General features: G+C 67.2%; 20 protein-coding genes. 6 read left to right on the top strand and 14 right to left on the bottom strand.

Annotated elements, in window-relative coordinates; genetic code table 11:
- The first annotated feature begins 4 nt into the window (after positions 1-4).
- The gene (locus tag ACOGW9_RS11315; RefSeq protein WP_419853901.1) at positions 5-772 is read left to right on the top strand and encodes an N-acyl homoserine lactonase family protein; all 768 of its coding nucleotides are present in this window, start codon (positions 5-7) and stop codon (positions 770-772) included.
- Positions 773-795: 23 nt separating this feature from the next.
- On the opposite strand, the gene ACOGW9_RS11310 is transcribed toward ACOGW9_RS11315, so the two are convergent.
- Complete coding sequence (locus ACOGW9_RS11310) at positions 796-1206, bottom strand: hypothetical protein (protein ID WP_419853902.1); 411 nt, start codon at positions 1204-1206, stop codon at positions 796-798.
- Positions 1181-1909 (bottom strand): DUF433 domain-containing protein, encoded by a 729-nt coding sequence (locus ACOGW9_RS11305; RefSeq protein WP_419853903.1) that lies wholly within the window; start codon positions 1907-1909, stop codon positions 1181-1183. Before ACOGW9_RS11305 ends, ACOGW9_RS11310 begins: the two co-directional genes overlap by 26 nt.
- A 258-nt stretch (positions 1910-2167) precedes the next feature.
- Between ACOGW9_RS11305 and ACOGW9_RS11300 the strand changes: the two genes are divergently transcribed.
- Positions 2168-2422: an antitoxin gene (locus ACOGW9_RS11300; protein WP_419853904.1), complete on the top strand. Its 255-nt coding sequence runs from the start codon at positions 2168-2170 to the stop codon at positions 2420-2422.
- Positions 2419-2814, top strand: a complete 396-nt coding sequence (locus ACOGW9_RS11295; protein WP_419853905.1) for a type II toxin-antitoxin system VapC family toxin — start codon at positions 2419-2421, stop codon at positions 2812-2814. The genes ACOGW9_RS11300 and ACOGW9_RS11295 overlap by 4 nt, the downstream gene beginning before the upstream one ends.
- On the opposite strand, the gene ACOGW9_RS11290 is transcribed toward ACOGW9_RS11295, so the two are convergent.
- From ACOGW9_RS11290 to ACOGW9_RS11240, 11 genes are all read right to left on the bottom strand, one after another.
- Positions 2811-2945, bottom strand: a complete 135-nt coding sequence (locus ACOGW9_RS11290; RefSeq protein ID WP_419853906.1) for a hypothetical protein — start codon at positions 2943-2945, stop codon at positions 2811-2813. The two genes, ACOGW9_RS11295 and ACOGW9_RS11290, sit on opposite strands and share 4 nt — an antisense overlap.
- Positions 2942-4258, bottom strand: a complete 1317-nt coding sequence (locus tag ACOGW9_RS11285; protein WP_419853907.1) for an ATP-binding protein — start codon at positions 4256-4258, stop codon at positions 2942-2944. The genes ACOGW9_RS11290 and ACOGW9_RS11285 overlap by 4 nt, the downstream gene beginning before the upstream one ends.
- A gap of 157 nt (positions 4259-4415) precedes the next feature.
- Positions 4416-5429, bottom strand: coding sequence for an amidohydrolase family protein (locus ACOGW9_RS11280; protein WP_419911278.1), 1014 nt, complete (start codon positions 5427-5429; stop codon positions 4416-4418).
- A gap of 1501 nt (positions 5430-6930) precedes the next feature.
- Positions 6931-7218 (bottom strand): HigA family addiction module antitoxin, encoded by a 288-nt coding sequence (locus ACOGW9_RS11275; RefSeq protein ID WP_419853909.1) that lies wholly within the window; start codon positions 7216-7218, stop codon positions 6931-6933.
- 11 nt (positions 7219-7229) lie between these two features.
- A complete protein-coding gene (locus ACOGW9_RS11270; protein WP_419853910.1) occupies positions 7230-7529 on the bottom strand; it encodes a type II toxin-antitoxin system RelE/ParE family toxin in 300 nt (99 codons plus the stop codon).
- A gap of 112 nt (positions 7530-7641) precedes the next feature.
- Positions 7642-8265 (bottom strand): hypothetical protein, encoded by a 624-nt coding sequence (locus tag ACOGW9_RS11265; RefSeq protein ID WP_419911275.1) that lies wholly within the window; start codon positions 8263-8265, stop codon positions 7642-7644.
- A gap of 359 nt (positions 8266-8624) precedes the next feature.
- A complete protein-coding gene (locus tag ACOGW9_RS11260) occupies positions 8625-9923 on the bottom strand; it encodes a HipA domain-containing protein (RefSeq protein WP_419911273.1) in 1299 nt (432 codons plus the stop codon).
- Positions 9920-10201, bottom strand: a complete 282-nt coding sequence (locus tag ACOGW9_RS11255; RefSeq protein WP_419911271.1) for a helix-turn-helix domain-containing protein — start codon at positions 10199-10201, stop codon at positions 9920-9922. Before ACOGW9_RS11255 ends, ACOGW9_RS11260 begins: the two co-directional genes overlap by 4 nt.
- Positions 10202-10336: 135 nt before the next feature.
- A complete protein-coding gene (locus ACOGW9_RS11250; RefSeq protein ID WP_419911269.1) occupies positions 10337-10534 on the bottom strand; it encodes a hypothetical protein in 198 nt (65 codons plus the stop codon).
- Between the two features lie 1302 nt (positions 10535-11836).
- A complete protein-coding gene (locus ACOGW9_RS11245; protein WP_419853914.1) occupies positions 11837-12256 on the bottom strand; it encodes a hypothetical protein in 420 nt (139 codons plus the stop codon).
- A gap of 207 nt (positions 12257-12463) precedes the next feature.
- Positions 12464-13822 (bottom strand): ferric reductase-like transmembrane domain-containing protein, encoded by a 1359-nt coding sequence (locus tag ACOGW9_RS11240; RefSeq protein WP_419853915.1) that lies wholly within the window; start codon positions 13820-13822, stop codon positions 12464-12466.
- A 168-nt stretch (positions 13823-13990) separates the two neighbouring features.
- On the opposite strand from ACOGW9_RS11240, the gene ACOGW9_RS11235 reads away from it, so the two are divergent.
- The 3 genes from ACOGW9_RS11235 to ACOGW9_RS11225 all read left to right on the top strand — a co-directional run bounded on the left by ACOGW9_RS11235 (position 13991) and on the right by ACOGW9_RS11225 (position 18155).
- Positions 13991-14788 (top strand): RNA-binding domain-containing protein, encoded by a 798-nt coding sequence (locus ACOGW9_RS11235; RefSeq protein WP_419853916.1) that lies wholly within the window; start codon positions 13991-13993, stop codon positions 14786-14788.
- 35 nt (positions 14789-14823) lie between these two features.
- Entirely contained in the window at positions 14824-17370 is a 2547-nt protein-coding gene (locus ACOGW9_RS11230) for an HAD-IC family P-type ATPase (protein WP_419911266.1), read from the top strand.
- A 200-nt stretch (positions 17371-17570) separates the two neighbouring features.
- Entirely contained in the window at positions 17571-18155 is a 585-nt protein-coding gene (locus ACOGW9_RS11225) for a hypothetical protein (protein WP_419853918.1), read from the top strand.
- A gap of 153 nt (positions 18156-18308) precedes the next feature.
- Here the strand turns inward: ACOGW9_RS11225 and ACOGW9_RS11220 are convergent, their stop codons facing one another.
- The gene (locus ACOGW9_RS11220; protein WP_419853919.1) at positions 18309-18509 is read right to left on the bottom strand and encodes a hypothetical protein; all 201 of its coding nucleotides are present in this window, start codon (positions 18507-18509) and stop codon (positions 18309-18311) included.
- Positions 18510-18573 lie beyond the last annotated feature (64 nt).

Raw genomic sequence — 18573 nt, 5'->3', positions numbered from 1 at the left:
CCTGATGAGCCTCTCACTCGTCCCGCTTGAGTGCGGCTGGCTGTCCACTCCCACCGCGTCGGTGATCAAGGATGCGCCCGGCAACGTGCGGCTGCCCATCCCGAGCTGGCTGGTGCGCCACCCCAGCGGCCAGACGCTGGTGTTCGACACGGGCATGCACCCCCAGGTGCAGGAAGGCGTGGGCGCGCGCTACCCGCGGCTGGCCAAGCAATTCACAGCGGACTACTCCGCGGAAGACGAGGTATCGGCCCGGCTCGAGAGCGTCGACGTGGATCCGGCCGAGCTGACGTTCGTCATCTTCAGCCACCTGCACTTCGATCACTGCGGCGGCACCGAGCTGCTGCCCAATGCGCGGCTGATCTGCCAGCGGGCCGAGTGGGAGTCGGGGCATCACCCCAAGCTCATCGAGTACGAGGTGTACAAGCCCGAGGATTTCGACCTCGGGCATGATCTCTTGCTCATCGAAGGCGAGCACGACGTGTTCGGTGACGGCTCGGTCACGTGCATTCCCACGCCGGGCCACACCGCAGGCCACCAGTCACTGCGGGTGGAGCTCGACAGCGGTCCGGTGGTGCTCACCGGCGACTGCATCTACTGGCAGGACGTGCTCGACCGGATGCTGTTGCCGCCCTTCGGCTACGACCACGACATGCAGCTCGAGTCGATGCGTCACCTCAAGTCACTGCGCGACGAGGGTGGCTGCCACCTGCTGTACGGGCACGACGAGACCCAGTGGGCCACCCTGCCCCACGAAGGGATCGGCCTGACCTAGCCCGCTGCGCGGCTCCTGAGCAGCTACATCGGGAGCCGCTGCAGGCGAATTCCGTTGGCCTGCACGTGGTAGAAGAACGGCCCCGGTCGAATGCATGCTGCACGAATAGCGGCCAAGTTGTCGAGAAAGCGATCTGCCATCGCCTGCACCTTCAAGCCCTGGGACGGATGCAGGCAGAAGCAGCGAACACCGTGCAGATTGACGGCCCATCCCTCGCGTGTGCGAACCCGCCTGTCCTTCATGAAGGCGATCCAGTCGCGTTGTGCCACGAGTTCGAGCCAAGTCTCATCTGCCACGTCTTCGTCAGCGGGCACGCCGTAATGCTCGGCCAGCGTGACCACGCGCAGTCCGGCAGAGCGAAGCCGATCCGGGACACCCTTGCGCCCCAGGCTTCGGTCCAAGAAGATGTCAGGCAGCCCAGCTGGATGTGACACGCAGGAAATCCCAGAGATGCTCTTCAGGCATCCCGTATTCCTCGCTCACCGTTCGCGCCGATTCGCCCGCATCAAGCAGGCTCATGGCGTCGATGACGCGGGCACCGCCGCGGGCGAAGATCGGCGCACCGGCAGCCCGCTTCGGGTCAGCAACGATCACGCCGCTTTCGAAAGGCGGAATGCGAATCCGCTCGGCAAACCCATCGGTCGCATAGTCGATGCGCTCGAGGTAGTCGGAGATGACCTCTGCGAACACCCCTTGGCCATTCCTGACGACCACGAGCTCCATAGCCGCATGACCCACCTCGGTGTCGCAGAATCGATCGCCGTAGTCGAAGAGAATCTCAGCACCGTCGGTGTAGAGCCTCCGCGACGCCAAGGCGTATTCGACCCCGAGCTCCTGGATGAGTGTCTCCAGCGCAGGTCGCACCCGTTGCAGTGGCACACCCCGACGGCGAACGGCAGCGACGACGAGCGCTTCAGCAGTCCCGATGAACGGGATCGAGGGCGTTCCACGCGAACCTGCCTTCAACGATGTGATGATCGGTTCGCCGATGACCGGGCGACCGTCGCGAGGTCGGCGGCGATAGCCCTTCACCCATGTACCCATGGTCGAGGCGGGGACATCGACAATCTGGGCCGCCTCGGCGATCGTGTACAGCGGCCGCTGGGTCCGCAGCTGCCACGACGACACTTCCGACATCAGAATGCGCCTTACTGTCAGTCTCTCACTCCCCGAGATTAGCGGCGCGGCGATTGAACGCCAGGCTCATCGGTCAGCACTCACGGGCGGGTCGACGCCGTAGAGGCGGCGGCGTAGCCCGACCGTCGGGATTCACGTTCAACATCGACAAGTCCTCATGACCCCACGGCGCACCGCCCAAGGAACCTCAGTGTCGATTCGCGTCAGCATCGGCATGAGTCAAATCTCGTCCGTTGGTAGTCGGATATACTCATCGTTGTGTCGAAGCGACTGCAAGTTCTGGTGCCCGAGGACGAATACGCAGAGATCCAAGGGGCCGCACGAGCGTCTCGACTGACGGTCGCAGAGTGGGTTCGTCAGGCGATGCGCGAGGCTCGAAGCGATCAGCACCCATCGGCTGATGCGATCGGCATGAAGCTGCGAGCCGTGGCCGCAGCGTCGAACCACGAGTTCCCGACGGCAGACATCGACGACATGCTGCGCGACATCGATGCCGGTCGTGGCACCCCATGATCTTTGTGGACTCCAACATCCCGATGTATCTCGTCGGCGCGGCGCACCCGAACAAGGACCGGACAGTCGCCATGCTCACACGCCTGGTGCAATCCGGCGAAGCACTGGTCACCGACGTCGAGGTGTACCAAGAAATCCTCCACCGGTACGTCGCCATCGACCGGCTCGATGCCATAGACCCCGCCTTCGCGGCCCTCGACGGCATCATCGACGACGTCCTGGCCTTCGGCGTGGCCGAGGTGCGTGCTGCCCGTGCACTGGTGGAGAACACCGCCGGCCTCTCAGCGCGTGACGCCCTTCATGCAGCGGTGATGGCGAACGCGGGCGTGAAGCGAATCTTCAGCTTCGACAGCGGCTTCGACGCTGTCGCAGGGCTGGAACGCCTGCGTTAGCCCCGCTCCGGCGAGACACAGCCCAGCTCCCCGGTGTGCGCCGGTGCCTCTTGCGCGGCATTGCCCAGCGTCAAGTCGGCAATGCCGACGATTCTCACCGAGGCCGTGACCGCGTCCGCGGCGCCTGTCATGGGCCGAGAGCGGTGATCGAGACCACCGACACTCCCTCGGGATGCTCGTAGGAATAGCCCCCCGCGGTCACCACCACGAGCCGGGCGGGCTCACCGGTGCGCTCCGCGTCGACGCGGTCTCGCAGCCGCTTCAGTGTTCGAACGGCCCCCTCGACGGCGGCCTCGCCGCCGAGTTTGATCTCCACCGCGATCCAGCGGCCGTCGGCGCGCCGGACGATGGCGTCCACCTCGAGCCCGTCGCTGTCTCGGTAGTGCGACACCTCGCAGCCGGCGGCCTGGCCGTACACCCGCAGATCGCGCACGACCAGCGACTCGAACAGCAGCCCCGCGCACTTGAGATCCGACATCACTGCTTCGGGCATGAGTCCGAGCGCAGCCGCAGCGAGGGAAGGGTCGGCAAAGTGGCGCTTGGGCGCCTTGCGCAATGCTGAGCGCGAGGTGATGTGGGGCCTCCAGGCGGGAAGGTCCTCTGCCACGTACAAGCGTGCCAGGGCAGCCATGTACGACGAGACCGTCTTGCGGTCGACCGTGGGATCGTCGCCGGCGGTGTCCGATGCCAATGTGGCGAAGCTTGCCTCGGTCGCGACGTTGCGAGCCACCGACTCCAGCAGCCTGCGAACCCCAGCGGGATTGCGGGCCACGCCGTCCACCCGGGACACGTCGGTGCGGCTGATCTCGTCGAGGTATCCCCTCAGCACGCGCAACGCCGAGGCTGGGTCGGCGTCGCTGTTCACCAGAGCGGGCCATCCGCCCCGGCAGACGAGCGCCATGATGTCTCCCAGGTGACGGCCCGAGTCCGGGGCCGCGCACCGCCCCGGCCCGAACAGCGCTTCCAGAGACACGCCGCCGTCAGACTCGCCCGACTCGAACAGGCTCATGGGACGCATGCGGACTCTCAGCACCCGCCCCGCTCCTGAGTGCCGTGTGACGTCATCTGGCGGGTCCGCAGAGCCGGTGAGGATGAACTGGCCGGGACGCCCCCGGTCGTCGCAGGCGCGTCGCATCGGGTTCCATATGTCGGGCGCGAGCTGCCACTCGTCGAGCAGCAGCGGCGGCGGCCCGTCCAGCAGCACTGCTGCATCGAGGCTGGCTGCCAGCCGCGCCCGGACCGAAGCGTCGATCAGCACTTCGCCGGCCGCGAACCGGCGGCCTGTCCACGTTTTGCCGCACGCCCTCGGCCCCTCGATCAGCACCGCCGGCGAAGCGCGCAGGGCGTCGCTCATCTCGCTGTCCACCACCCTCGGCAGGTATGCGCCCGGGTCCGGCCCGCCGGCCGGCCGCCCTGCCAACGGCGGTGCATGGTCGCTCCCCATGGCACCAGCCTAAGCAGATGCCCCACAACTTGGGGGCATGATGGCCTATATATGGGGGCGTTGCACCCCTATTTATGGGGCATCAACGCCAATCAGCCGGTGTGCAGCTGAGCGGGCGGTTTGGCCGGCGGCGCACAGACGGGCTCGTCGGTCAGCGCTATGCGGGCGGGTCGACTCGGTAGAAGCGGCGCGCTGTGCCGGCGAACAGGTCGGCACGCTCGGCGGCGGTGTAGCCCGCTTGATCGCAGATGCGCTGGAAGGCGTTGAACAGCACGGTGTACGAGCAGCCCTGCTTGTCGACCGGGAAGTTGCTCTCGAACATGGCCCGGTCAGGGCCGAAGGTCTCGATGCAGTGGCGGATGTCGTCGCTCCAGGTGGCCGCGACGTGCTCCGACGACGGCGCCTGCGGCAGCCGCTTGAAGCCCACGCCATAGATGCTCATGCCGATCCCGCCGACCTTGACGGTGACCTGCGGGTGGCGGGCGAGCGCTTCGAGCGCCGGGCGGAGGGCGGCGCGCACCTCATCCCGGCGATCCGCATAGGGGCCGATGCCGAGCGGGCCGCCGAGGTGGTCGAGCACGACGGGCGTGTCGGGCACGGCGTGCGCGAGGTCGACCAGTTCGCTGACCTGGGTGTGGAACATCCAGCCGTCGAAGCTGAAGCCCATCCGGCCCAGCGTCGCGTAGCCGGCCCGGAAGTCCGGGTCGGCGAGCAGCTCGGGCGGCGGCTTGGTGTGGCTCTCGCGGATCTGGTCGCTGCCGTCCCAGGCATTGGCGTGGCGGATGCCGCGGAAGAGCCCCTCGCCGGCCTCGTCGTGCGCCGCCAGCACCTCCTCGACGGCATTGCCCAGCGTCAGGTCGGCGAAGCTGACGATGGCCGAGATGGTCGCGCCGTCGGCTTCAGCAGAGATCGCCGCCTGCTCGCGCACGAACTCCGTCTCGCCCACCGGGCGCATGTGCTCAGGCCCGCTCGTGTAGTAGCCCGCAGCGCACTCCACGAACACGGTCTGGGTGACGTTGTGGCCAGCGCCCGTGTCTTCGTGCAGTTCGGGCACTAGGTACGTGCCTGCCGGAAAGTCCCACAGGTGATGATGCGGATCGACGATCTCCTCGTCGGCGTCGATCGGCTGTTCAACGGTGGCTGCCAGCCACGCGTCCTTGTCGTCGGCCACTGCCACTCCCCCTTGATCGAACCTGTACAGCAACGCGCGGCACTGTAGGCGGCACAGACGCACGAGGCAGTTGTCGCCGAAGCAGCAAACCGGCAGTGCGTGACGAACTCAGACGCAGTCCCAGGATTCGGCGGGTTCGAAGCCGTCAGAGGTGATCTGCCACAGCGACGGTGTCGCGGGGCCGCTCACTCATCGGACGCCGCATCACGACGGAGTGGCCCCGATCTACTCGCCGGCCATCTCCGGCCCCCGCATCCCGCGTGGCCGCAGCCTCCGCAGAACCCGCCCGAGTCGCACTCGCAAGGGACAGGGCTGCGGCGGGTCGCTCATGGCTAATGCCCGCCCGCGTGGCGGTGGAACCTGCCGTCAGGGTGCGAGTGCCAATCGCCGAAGCCCTTCGCCTTATCGGCCGCGCTTGACGGGGCAGTCGCCGGAGGCCGGGCGACCGGGTCCCCGGTCGGGCGCACCGCTTGGCCCGGCGCCGGGTGACGGTAGCGCCAATCCGGATGCCGGTGATAGACGCCGTCCCCGTGGCAATGCCACAAGCCCTTCTCGGCGCTTTCTGCCTGAACGGCTTGCTTGGCAACCGATAGGCCTTCCAGGTTTGGCGAGCCGCACGCGCCCGAGCGGCCGGCCGGTTTCCGCGCGTCCTCGGCCGCTATGTCCTCGTAGGGCCTGTACAGGGTGATCTCTGCCGTATGGTCCGACGACCAGGCGTTACCCTCCTGCGCCCAAATGCCTTGCCCCTCTCGGAGCGTGTACTTGCTCGTCCCGCCGTTTGGACCTCTGTTTACTACCAACTGCCAGCCCTTGACCGCATCCTGCGGCAGCGGGGGGATAGTCCAAATTTGGAACGCGCTGTTACCGGCGGCCGCTGATTGCACCCTGTAGGTCCTGCTTCCGATTCTGAAGGTGAGGGTCGTCAAGTGCTCAGCGCATCTGGTGGTGCCGCTTTGAGTGCAGCCGAACGACCCGCCTGTTACTCGCTGGGGTGTCAGCGTGGCGGACCAAACTTCCTCCGCGCCGTACGGGGTCTGGGCGACGGCCGGGCTCGATGCGGCCAAGACAGCGGCAACCGGCGCGGCCAGCAGCAGCGCGACCAGGCGCAGGCGGGCACCACGGCGAGCTAGTGCTCTACCCCCCCCCCCCCGCAGAATCGGCGCGCCCGCGCGCCAAAGACGCCGCTGCGAACCCCGAAGCGCTGTGTACGGTCCTGGCGGGCATGTGCACCTCCTGAGCGAGAGTCGCGCCGCACATTAGCCGACCGGCCGCGCCGCAGCACAAAGCAGGCGAGGACGCTCGACCCGCCGGCCGGTGAGGCTGGGCCGGTGAGGTTCGGCCGCTGACGCATCGGCCTTTGGGTCCGGCGGCATCGAGCCGACGCTCATCAAACCATCGTCGCCTACAGTGCCGCGCACGACATCGCCGGACGCGCTGCCGGCTTCTGCCAGCCAGTCACCGCCTGGTGGAACACGCCCTCGGTCACGATGCATCAGTCGTGTCAGGCGACTTCAATGAGGGGCTCGATGGCGCTCACGTCGGTTTTGGCGCGAGCAACATCCAAGTCGTATATGCGCTGAAGGTTCAGCCAGAACTCAGGAGTCATGCCGAGGGCTCGGCCGATTCGCAGCGCCGTATCCGCCGTGATCGACCTCCGGCAGTGGACGATGTCATGGATGCGAACCTGGGGAACTCCCACCGCCTTGGCCAGGCGGTACTGGGTAATGCCCGACTCCTCCATGATCTCCGTCAGATGTTCTCCGGGGTGGATTGGCTCGGTGGCAGTCATACGTGTTCTCCTCAGTGGTAGTCGATGACTTCGATGTTCATGGCACCTTGGTCCGTCCAGACGAAGCACACGCGCCACTGGTCGTTGATGCGGATGCTGTATTGGCCCTTGCGATCGCCCCGGAGGGCTTCGAGTCGGTGGGACGGCGGTACCCGAAGATCAGAGAGAGCCGCAGCCGCCACCACTCGCTGCAACCTCATCCGGGCTCGCCGTTGGATGTCAATGGGCAATCGTCGAACCGTCTGCCCGGCGAAGAGGCGCTCGGCGTCGCTGTTCCTGAAGCGCTTCACCGGAGGCAACCATAACGTCATTCATTACTAACGTCAATGGTGCGCAATATTGGATTGTGGTTCCAGCGGGTTCCCAAGCACGCTTCGAAAGGGGGTTGTACGGGATGGCGCCGGAAGGGCTGCGCCCAATCGCTCAGCCGTGGCGGTGGAACCTGCCGTCAGGGTGCGAGTGCCAGTTGCCGAAGCCTTCGGTCTTGATAGCCGGAGCACCCGTTTTCTGTTGCGTATATGCGCCTGACGGGGCAGTCGCAGGAGGAGGCGGGACGGGGTTGGGGTCCGGGGTCGGGCGCACCGTTTGGCCGGGGGCCGGGTGACGGTAGCGCCAATCCGGGTGCCGGTGATAGACGCCGTCGCCGTGGCAATGCCACAAGCCCTGCTCGGCGCTTTCTGCCTGAACGGCTTGCTTGGCAGCCGATAGGCCTTCCAGGTTTGGCGAGCCGCACGCGCCCGAGCGGCTGGCCCCTTTCCGCGCGTCCTCGGCCGCTACGTCCTCATAGGGCCTGTACAGCGTGAGCTTCACCGATTCGCCCGCCGTGAACGGGTAACCCGACACCGACACGATGATGCTCTTAGACTCGGCGCGCGCCGTGTACGTGCTCAGCCCGCGAGATGGGCCTCTGTTTATCGCCAGTTGCCAGCCCGCGACCCGACCCCACGGCAGGGCGGGCCTGGTCGTTATCACCAACGCGCTGGTACCGCCCGTCACCGATACCACCGTGTAGGTCGTGGTCCCGATCTGGAAGGTGGGGTCAGTCAAATGCGCAGCGCATCGATTGGCGCCGCTGTTGTCACAGCCACGCGTAACCCCGTCTGCACGTGTCTGGACCGTCAGCGTGGCGGACCAAGCTTCCTCCCCGCCATCGGGGACGGTCTGGGCGACGGCCGGGCTCGATGCAGCCAACACCGCCGCAGCCAGCGCGGCCAGCAGCAGCGCGACCAGGCGCAGGCGGACGCCACGGCGAGCTAGTGCTCTACCCCCCCCCCCCCGCAGAATCGGCGCGCCCGCGCGCCACAGGCGCCGCTGCGAACCCCGAAGCGTTGTGTACGGTCCTGGCGGGCATGTGCACCTCCTGAGCGAGAGTCGCCTCGCACATTAGCCGACCGGCCGGGCCGCTGTTAACGACTCCGACTGGGTGCGGCGCCACCGGCGAGTACCTCTTGGCATGTCGCAGTCCTGCCGGTCATCACGCCATGCAAGGCATCGACGACGTCGACTTCTCGGAGGTGGGCCGGCAAGGACGCAGCAGCGTCGATGACCGCTTTGGGGATCGCTTCGGACAGTTCTTCAGCTCGTTCAATCGTCTCGCGCTTGGGAAGCCGCAGCGACTCGGCGCATGCTTCCCACTCCTGTCGGCCCATGTCGCGTGCGTCGAACGAGTCGCCGCACTTCATCGCCATCTGGATGTACCTGCGCTCTTCCTCGCTCTTCCACGGCGCTTCGCTGCAAACGTCGTACAGCGGACACAGCGACACATCGCTGCCCTCCAGCCGGAGGCTGTAGTTCTTGGAGTGAGCGTCGCCGGCGAGCAGCACCCAGTTGGCGATCAGCGCATCCCGGAATGCCCGCACGCATCTGTCGCCGTCGTAGGTCTCATCCCAGAGAATGCGGGCGATCCGGGCGGGCGACGGGCCGCCGGCCCATTGCTGCCTCATGTGGGAAGGCACCCCTGCCGCTTGGCACAGGTCTTCTTGATGGACTCGGCGCAGGCGGCCGTCGTCACCGGGCTCTCTGTCGAACCTGGTCACACAGATCGCTCTCGCCGAGCCGAATTCCACGATCTCCGTGTCAGCGGCATCGATGCCGACTGCGCTGAGGGCGCTCATGCAGATGTGCTCGATGATGTCGTTGCCGGTCCAGCCGGGGCTGGAGATCTTCAAGATGTGCGTTGACGGCTCGTCGCCGAAGGGGAGTTCCCATCGCCCGTCTGGCATCCGCCGCAGGGCGATCTTCGTTTGCGCTCCCGACAGGCTGAACGACAGCGGCCGGCCCATTGCGGCGGCCCATGCGTCAGCGCCGCGTCGCAAGGAGAGCAGCCCATGCTCGATGTCTTGCTCTGACAGAAGATCGGCGCCGCTGTTCCTGCCGATGTCGCCGTCTCCGAGCGCGTAGAACTGGACGGCCCCCGCGCAGTCCATCCCGATGGGCGTGCACAGGAGGTCCACCGGATGCTGGCCGGCTGCGCCGTACTGCCGACCGATGAACTGGCGAAGATCAAGCGAGGGAGGCAGGAGTCCGTCAAGCCAGTCCGTCACACGGTGCTCGCGTCGGTCCAGAGGGAAGGCGAGGGAGAGCGGCGTCGGGTCGTACCTCGCCAGGTGCGATTCGTCGTACCGCAGCACGGCGCCTTGCCGCCTCGTCTTGGACACCTGCCCCGCAACTCGGCCGTGCAGCACCACCACCGCTTCGGCACTCACTCCGCATCCTCCAGGTGCGCACATGAGCGATCTGATGGCTCTGCGGCACGCCGAGGCCGGATGACCAGTTCGTGATCGAGCGAGCGGAGAATCCGGATGACGTTGGTGCTGCCTACCGATCGGTTGCCCGTCTCGAGGTCGCGCACACACAAGCGCGACACTCCCGATGCCCGCGCGAGCTGCTCCTGTGTCATCCCGCGTTCTTTCCGAAGGTGCCTGACGGCTCGCCCCAACCGCGCCCGGTTCGTGATGCCGGTGAGGTAGGCGGCAGGATGCATGATATTTTATCCTTTTGCCCCGACATGACTGATGCAATACAAATCATACATTCGAATGAGTCTCAGCTATGACGACGCGCCCTTCGATACTTGGGACTTCGGCAGTTTGACGCTGAACCGCAGTGTTGTGCGGGGCTAGCGCAGCCGCTCCAACCCTCTGACAGTGTCGAAGCCGCTGTCGAAGCTGAAGATGCGTGTCACGCCCGCATTCGCCATCACCGCTGCGTGAAGGGCGCCACGCGCCGAGAGGCCGGCGGTGTTCTCCACCAGTGCTCGGGCGGCACGCACCTCGGCCACGCCGAAGGCCAGGACGTCGTCGATGATGCCGTCCAAGGCCGCGACGGCGGGGTCTACGGCATCGAGCCGGTTGATGGCGACGTACCGGTGCAGGATTTCTTGGGGGGGAGGGGGGCGTTGTACGGGATGGTGCCGAACGGGCTGCGCCCAATCGCCTACCCGTGGCGGTGGAACCTGCCGTCAGGGTGCGTATGCCAATCGCCGAAGCCTTTCGCCTTATCGGCCGCGCTTGACGGTTCAGTCGCCGGAGCAGGGGCGACCGGGTTCGGGTCCGGGGTCGTGCGCACCGCTTGGCCCGGGGCCGGGTGACGGTAGCTCCACTCCGGCCCGTGCTGGTGGTAGACGGCGTCGCCGTGGCAATGCCAGTGGGCGCCAGCGTCTACGGCTCCGGGGCACGCGCTGGCCGACCGGGTGGCCCCATTCTGCGCTTGCTCGGCCACTACTTCCTCGTAGGGCCTGCGCAGCGTGAAGGTTACCGTTTGGCCCGCTCGCAACAATGGGTAGTTATTGAAAACCGCAATATTGTCGAGCCCATAGAGGTCGTCGATTTCTACCTTGTACGTTCGCGTCCCTTGCTGTTCGTCTCCGGCCACTGTCAATTCCCAAGTTCCGTGTAACCGACTTGGGAAGCTGGGTTCAGCGTAAATAGCCAAAGCTTGGTTGTCCGTGGTGATGTCCGTCACCCTATGGGTCGTGCTCCCGATTCTGATCGTGGTGTCCGTAAGTAGCAAAGAGCATCTGGTAGCGATGACGGTGTCACTACAGCCGGTGTAATGGGCGTCGATTTGCAAGACGCTCAGGGTGGCAGACCAGACTACCTCCGAGCCATCCGAGGGCCCGGTCTGGGCCACGACCGGGCTCGATGCGGCCAAGACCGCGGCCAAGATTGCGGCAACCAGCGCGACCAGGGGTAGGCGGACGCCACGGCGAGCTAGTGCTCTACCCCCCCCCCCCCGCAGAATGGGCGCGCCCGCGCGCCAAAGGCGCCGCTGCGAACCCCGAAGCGTTGTGTACGGTCCTGGCGGGCATGTGCACCTCCTGAGCGAGAGTCGCGCCGCACATTAGCCGACCGGCCGGGGGCCGGAGCACACAGCAGGACCCCACGACAACCAGAAGCATCCCAGCCCCCCCCCCACGCCCGCAGCGCCGCACACCAGCGAGACGCTCGACCCGCCGCCGGCCGCGCAACGAGACGAGAACCCGGACCCCAGCGCTGCGACACTCCGCACCCCACACGAGCAGTCCCAAGAGCCCAGCAGGCGACCCAAGGAGGACGCAGCCCGCGCCAAGAGCGCGACCGGGTGACGGGCCGGGACGCGCGTGCCGAGAGGGGCGTCGTCAGTCGGCGGGCTGGGGCTGGGCCGCTCGGGCGCCAGCGGTGATGAACGCCCCTGCGGCACCCGCTGCGGCCTCGGCGGACATGCCGATCCCCAGATAGCCCTCAATGCGCGACAGACGCTCGCCGTTCGCCGCCACCTCGGTGCGCAGCGCCCCGATCTCCTCACGCAGCACGCCGATCTCCTCGCGCATCTCGCCGCGCAGCGCCCCGATCTCCTCGCGCATCTCAGTACGCAGCGTGGCGATCTCGGTGCGCATCTCGCTGCGCAGCGCGGCCACGGTGCGCTGCTGGTTCCACACGATGGCCAGAACAGCCACGGCGACGGTGACGATCTGTGCGATCACCATTGCGCCGAGATCTTCCACATCGTCAACATACCACGGCACCATAGCCGCCTGGCCCACGAAATACAAAGACATCTATCGATAATTATTCAAACAGCACACACATCGCCGGTGGGGCGGATCGCTATGCGAGGGTCGCCAGCACCTCGTCGGTGTGCTCGCCGCGGTCGGCGGTGCTGCCACGCACACCGCGGAACTCGTCGACGTCGAACATGGACGGCGGGCCGATGAAGCCGTCGTCGAAGGCCGATGCGTCAGCGGCTGAATCTCACCAGCCCAGCCTCACCGGCTGGTGCTGTCGCGCGGCAGGCCGGGGAGGTCGGGGCCGAGCCCTTGGCGGAAGTCGAAGTCTTCGGTCTCGACTGATGCGGCGCCCAGCTTCCGGCTGGCCTTCTCGGCTGAGACGATCAGGCTCTTGGGGCCGCAGAGCGCAACATGGCCGCCCTTGAGACCCCCGGGTCCGAAGTGCTCGGCGAGCGTCGAGCGGGTGAACCGCTGCCCGTCGGCAGACGCGATGATGCACAGCTCGATCTTGCCGTCGCGGTGGGCTTGGTCGAGCAGTTCGATGCCCATGGCGTCCTGCCGGCTGCGCACGCAGTAGAACAGCACCGGAGGATCGGGCGAATCGGCCGGCAGCACAGTGGAGTTGGACAGGAACGGGGTGATCCCCACGCCGCCAGCCACCCAGACGGTGGGGCCGCCTTCCTTGAGAGCCTCGAAGGTGCCGTAGGGGCCTTCTACGAGCACTTCGACTCCGGTGAGATCGGCGTCATAGAGCTTCGCCGTCCAGTCGCCGAGCCGACGGATGAAAAAACGCAGATGCCCCGACCGGGGCGGTGCCGCCACCGTGAACACATGCGGTTCGGACAGGCCCTGCTTCTGCACCTTGATGACCGCGAACTGCCCAGGCCGGTAGTCGAGTTCCTTGCCCATCGGCTCAAGCACCAGGTCGGTGGCGGTGCCGACCCGGGCGGCAGACACGACCCGGTAACGCAGCCCCCGCCGGAACATGTCGCGCACGATGACCCGATAGGCGAACGCGACAAGCCCCGCAGCCATGATCACGTTCAGGTACGTGCCCCACCCCGACCAGTTCTGATAGGGCTTTTCCACGGTGTAGATGTGCCAGGCCGCGAAGACATAGACGACACCGAACAGCTTGTGCGTGAGCCGCCACCAGCGGTAAGGCATCCATCTCAAGATGCTGAGCACGAACAGCGCAATGCCCATGATCAGCGCGGCGCTGGCCAGCGCAAGGCCGGTGTCCGACGCCGAGCGGGACAGTTCGAGAAACCCGTCTGCGACCTCGGCGGAACCGGCGTGGAACAGCATCATCGGGATCGACAGCGCACCGGCCCAGCGGTGCACGCGATAGGCGCTGTCGAGACCGCCGAAGATGGGTTCGATTAACGGGATGCGAACCGCCAGGACGAAGCTCCACGCCATCAGCGTCATCGACGCCGCGCCGATCGTGAGGCCGGAGACCGATGCGGTGCCCTGCGGACCCGATCCGCCCGATACCGCGATCATCGACACGAACGTCGTCACTAGCACCAGCAACGGGCCGATCCAGCCGCGGTGGGGCCGCAGGATGCGCACGCTGGGGATCTTCAGCCGCCAGTCGTGACGGCGACCGAGCATGCGTCGGAGCCGCGGCGGCCGAGGACGATCCCCAAGTCGCGACGCCGGACACATAGGGCAGCGAAAGTAACATGGGCCTGATGCGATGCAGAGTCGCGTTGGCACCGTGAGTGCTGCAGTGAGCCTCACCGCCAGCGGTCGCGGCGACGCCGTCGGCGGCCACCGCTGATGTCGGGCGGGCTGGGCTGGATCGGGCTGCTGTTCGGCGGCCTCGTGCTGGGGTCGGTAGCCCGTCTCGTGCTGTGGAAGCGGATCTCGCTGTCGTGGGCTGCGACCATCCTGGTCGGGATCGTCGGCGCGGGCGTGGGCACCACGCTGCTGTCGGTGTTCCGGGGCAGCGGGGCGTTCGAGTTCACCCTGCTGTCGGCGGCGTCGGCCCTTGGGGGCTCGATCGGGGTGCTCGCGATCTACGCGCTGGTGGCCTCGCGGCTGGGCGGCCAATCGGCCACGCCGGTCGAGGACATCATCGAGGCGGGCGAGTCAGATCGGGTGGAATTCAAGCAGACAGCGCGCCACAACATCCACACCGGCGGCCGAGACCCCAAGGTCGAATTCGCCGTGGCCAAGACTGTCGCCGGTTTTCTCAACAGCAGCGGCGGGACGCTGCTGATCGGCGTCAGCGACGACGCCGAACCTGTCGGGCTCGACGCCGACCTCGGGCACATGAAGCAGCCCGATCTCGACCGTTACCAGCTCTGGCTGACCGACATGCTCGAATCCGCGCTGGGAAGCTCGGTGCTGGCGTCGGTCACGGTCTCGTTTCCCAGATGCGGCCCTCACCGTGTCGCCCGCATCGACGTCCGCCCGCACGCCCGGGCGGTGTTCGCCAACCCGTCGGGCGGCCAGCGATCAGCCGATTTCTACGTTCGCACCGGCAACTCCACCCGGCTCCTGCTCACCGACGAGGCCATGGCCTACGCCGCTGCCCGCTGGCGGTGGTGGCGCCAGGTCATCCGCCGAACCTGAGGAAACCGCCCGCGCACGTGTCCAGCAACCCCGTCATGGCTGATGCCCGCACCGGTCTCACCGAAGCCGACGTGCGCGAGCGCACAGCAGCGGGCAGCACCAACGCGGCGGCGACCGCGCACACCACTCGCAGCATCAAAGACATCCTCGTCGCCAACACGCTCAATTCCGTCAACATCGTCCTGCTGGTGCTGGGAACCGCGCTGGTCGCGATGGGACGCACACGCGACGGCGTCATCAACCTGAGCTTCATCATCGCCATCGTGGCCATCGGCAGCTTTCAGGAGATCCGCGCCAAGCGCCGGCTCGATCGCATCGCCATCCTCTCCACGCCGACGGTCACCGTGCGCCGCGACGGGCGCGATGTGCACATCAGCCCCGCCGGCGTCGTGCTCGACGACATCGTGGTCGTCGGCCCCGGCGAGCAGATCGTCGCGGACGGCATGCTGATCGAGGGCGGACCGGTCACGATGAACGAGTCGCTGCTGACCGGCGAGTCCGAGCCGGTCGCCAAGCGGATCGGCGACGAGCTCCACTCGGGCACGTTCTGCATCAGCGGCACCGCGTCGGCGCTCACCACACGGGTCGGCAACGACTCGCTGGCGACTTCGCTCACCGCGGCGGCGCAGGGGTCGACCGCTGCCAAGACCCCGCTCCAGCGCCTCGTCGACGACGTGCTGCGGGTGCTCATCACCGCCGCCGCCTTCTTCGGCCTGCTCTTCGTCGCCCAGGGCATCGTCTCGGAGACCTCGGCGGTGCGCGTGGTCGAGACCGCCACAGTGACCGCCGCCATCGTGCCCGTCGGCCTGTTCTTGATCTTCGTCGTCACCTATTCGATGAGCGCCGCCCGGCTCACCCGCCATGACCTGCTCGTGCAGCAGCTCAACGCGCTGGAGTCGATCAGCCATGTCGATGTGGTGTGCTCGGACAAGACCGGCACGCTCACCGCCAACCGGCTGCAGCTCGCCGCCATGGAGCCCGTCGGTGAGCAGACGGGCTCAGGGCAGGCCGCAGGGCAGGCCGCCGATGACGGCCGCTCTCGGGAGGCCGTGGCCGAGGTGCTCGGCACGTTCGCGAACAGCGTCACCAGCGCCAACGCGACCACCGGTGCGCTGCGTGCAGCATTTCCCGGTCGGATCGAGGCACTGGCCGACGAGGTTCCCTTCGAGTCGGCCAACCGCTGGAGCGCGGCGTCCTTCGGCGGCGCCTCCTACGTGCTGGGCGCCCCCGAAGCGCTCGAGCCGCACATGCCCGCCGGCTTCGAGGGGCGCGACACCATCGACCAGTGGACCGCGGCCGGTCACCGTGTGCTGCTTTTCGCCGCCGGCCACGGCACCGACGCGCTGCACGACCATGAGGGCCGACCGGCGCTGCCCCCGCTCGAGCCGCTCGCCCTGGTGGGGTTCGCTGACGAGCTGCGTGACGACGCCCGCGAGACCGTCAGCGGGCTGCTCGACGATGGCGTCGCCCTCAAGATCATCTCCGGCGACAGCCCCGACACGGTCGCGGCACTGGCTCGCCAGGTGGGCCTGCCAGAAGATCTCGCCGTTGTCTCGGGCCCCGAACTCGACGAGCTCGACGAGAGCGAGTTCGCCGCGGCAGCCCGCCGAGCCGATGTCTTCGGCCGCATCGCCCCGCACCAGAAAGAGCGCCTCGTCACCGCCCTGCGAGACGGCGGCAGCTACGTCGCCATGATCGGCGACGGCGTCAACGACACGCTCGCACTCACCGCCGCAGATGTGGGCATCGCCATGGAGTCCGGCAGCAGCGCAGCCAGGGGCACCGCCGACCTCGTCCTGCTCAACGACTCGTTCGCCGCCGTCAGGCCCGCCATCACCGAGGGGCGTCGCATCGTCTCAGGCATGCGCGACATCCTGCGGCTCACCGTCGCCCGCTCCGCGACGCTCGGAATGGTCGCCGTGGCGATGATGATCGTCAACCAGGTGTTCCCGTTCTCCGCAGGCGCCCAGACCGTCTACGGCCTCATCACCATCACCATCCCTGCCGTCGGGCTTGCGCTGTGGGCACGGCCGGAGCGAGCCCGCACCGTCGACGCCGCGGAGCTCACACGCTTCGTCATGCCCGTGGCCCTGGTGAACCTCTTCTACGGCGGCAGCGTGTTCGTCGCGACCTACTACATCACCAGGCACGGGCTGCAGCTATTCGACGGCCGCTTCGACAGCATCGTCGGCTTCGCCCTCGGCGCCGACCAGGCAAGCGCGCCCGAAGTCGCCGCCATCCTCGGCCGCACCGCGCTCGTCGTGTTCCTCATCCTCACGGGGCTGCTGACCATCCTGTTCCTGCAGCCCCCCATTCGCTTCTTCACCGCCCCAGGCCAGCCCCTTCACGCCGACTGGCGGCCCGCCGCGCTCGTCGTCGGCAGCGTCGCCCTGCTCGTAGCGATCATGACCACCGGGCTGCGCTCCTGGCTGCAGCTTGCCCAGATCCCCGGATGGGGCTACACCGCCCTCGTCGCTGCGGTCGTGGCGTGGACGCTCACGCTGCGCGCCGTGCTGCGCCGCACAGTCCCCCTGATCAGCCACTGGCGCCGCACCCCACACGACCACCCCACACCGACGTAGCCATCACGACCAAGGCCGGGGCCGCGCGCGAAGTGCCCTACGCGAACTCCGAAGCCCGAGGCATCCTCACCACATAACCTCACCCCGCCGTCGGCACCGGTATGTGGTTGCCCTGCGAGCACGACTCCACGTGGCCGTACATCGCAGGCTGAACTGGCCCAGCCTGCATTCCCAGCAGCGAGGAACAGCGAGCCACTCCAATGACGAGACTCAGCGATGGCAAACCGATCCACGGCGACTTGGTTGCTGTCATCGACGAGTCATCGCCGGAAGCCGGCGGCGGCATCTACTACATCGTCGCTGCCGTCGTGATCTTCGACTGGCCGGATGTTCGCGAACGCGTAGAGAACGTCGTCGGCGGACGGACCTCGCATTTTCACTACCGCAGCGAGGGTCGTGAGGCGATCGGACGGATGGCAGCCGTGCTGGAAGAGTCGGGCGCGTTGGCATCGGTGCTGTGGCGTTCAGTAGGGCGGCGCCACCAGGTTGAAGCGCGCCGGGACCTGCTCGCTGTGCATGCTCGCCAGTTGGCCAGCGACGGTGTCTCGCACTTGATCATCGAGTCCGGCGATGAAGCGACCGATCAACGCGACCAAGACACCCTGCTGGACACCTTCGCCGCCAGCGGTGTCCCGTTCAGCTACGACTGGCGGTCGAAGTCTGAGCCGTTGCTGTGGACCGCCGACGCCGCTTGCGGCATCGCCTCTGAGTTCCTGCTGGGCAGCGAAAGCGAACACTTCGATCGACTCGCCGACGCGGGGACCATCGAGGTGACGAACGGCTGACCAGACATGCGAAAGCCCCGGCTCCCGCCCTAGTCGACTCGCCTTGCGGCAAGTCCTCGGGCCGGCACTCCGGGACTCACGTCTTCCCTCCAGAACAGCACTGAAGGGCCTCATCAATATAGGCCACTCGGGTTCAGAGGTCAACACCTGCCCTCAGAAGACCATCTGCGTGACCATTGCGACGCTGCGCTCGCCATCGGGGCGCTGGCCGCCGACGCATGCCGCCAGTGGGGCGTTTCCGAAGGGCTGCTCGACACCTGGGATGAACGCGTCCGGGCCTGCAACGAAGCGCTCGCCGGACCGATCCGCCAACGCGATGCGCCCGGGCGCGGCCTCGGCCTCGGCCTGTGACACTCGGCGAGGCTGCGGACCCTCGGATCACGCCCGGTTACACGAACTTCCCGACGGTCCCACATCC

Source organism: Candidatus Poriferisodalis sp., from assembly GCF_965203655.1.
Taxonomy (GTDB): Bacteria; Actinomycetota; Acidimicrobiia; order Acidimicrobiales; family Poriferisodalaceae; genus Poriferisodalis.
The sequence above is the reverse complement of the archived record's forward strand: the minus strand, read 5'-3'. Positions and strand labels throughout refer to the sequence as shown.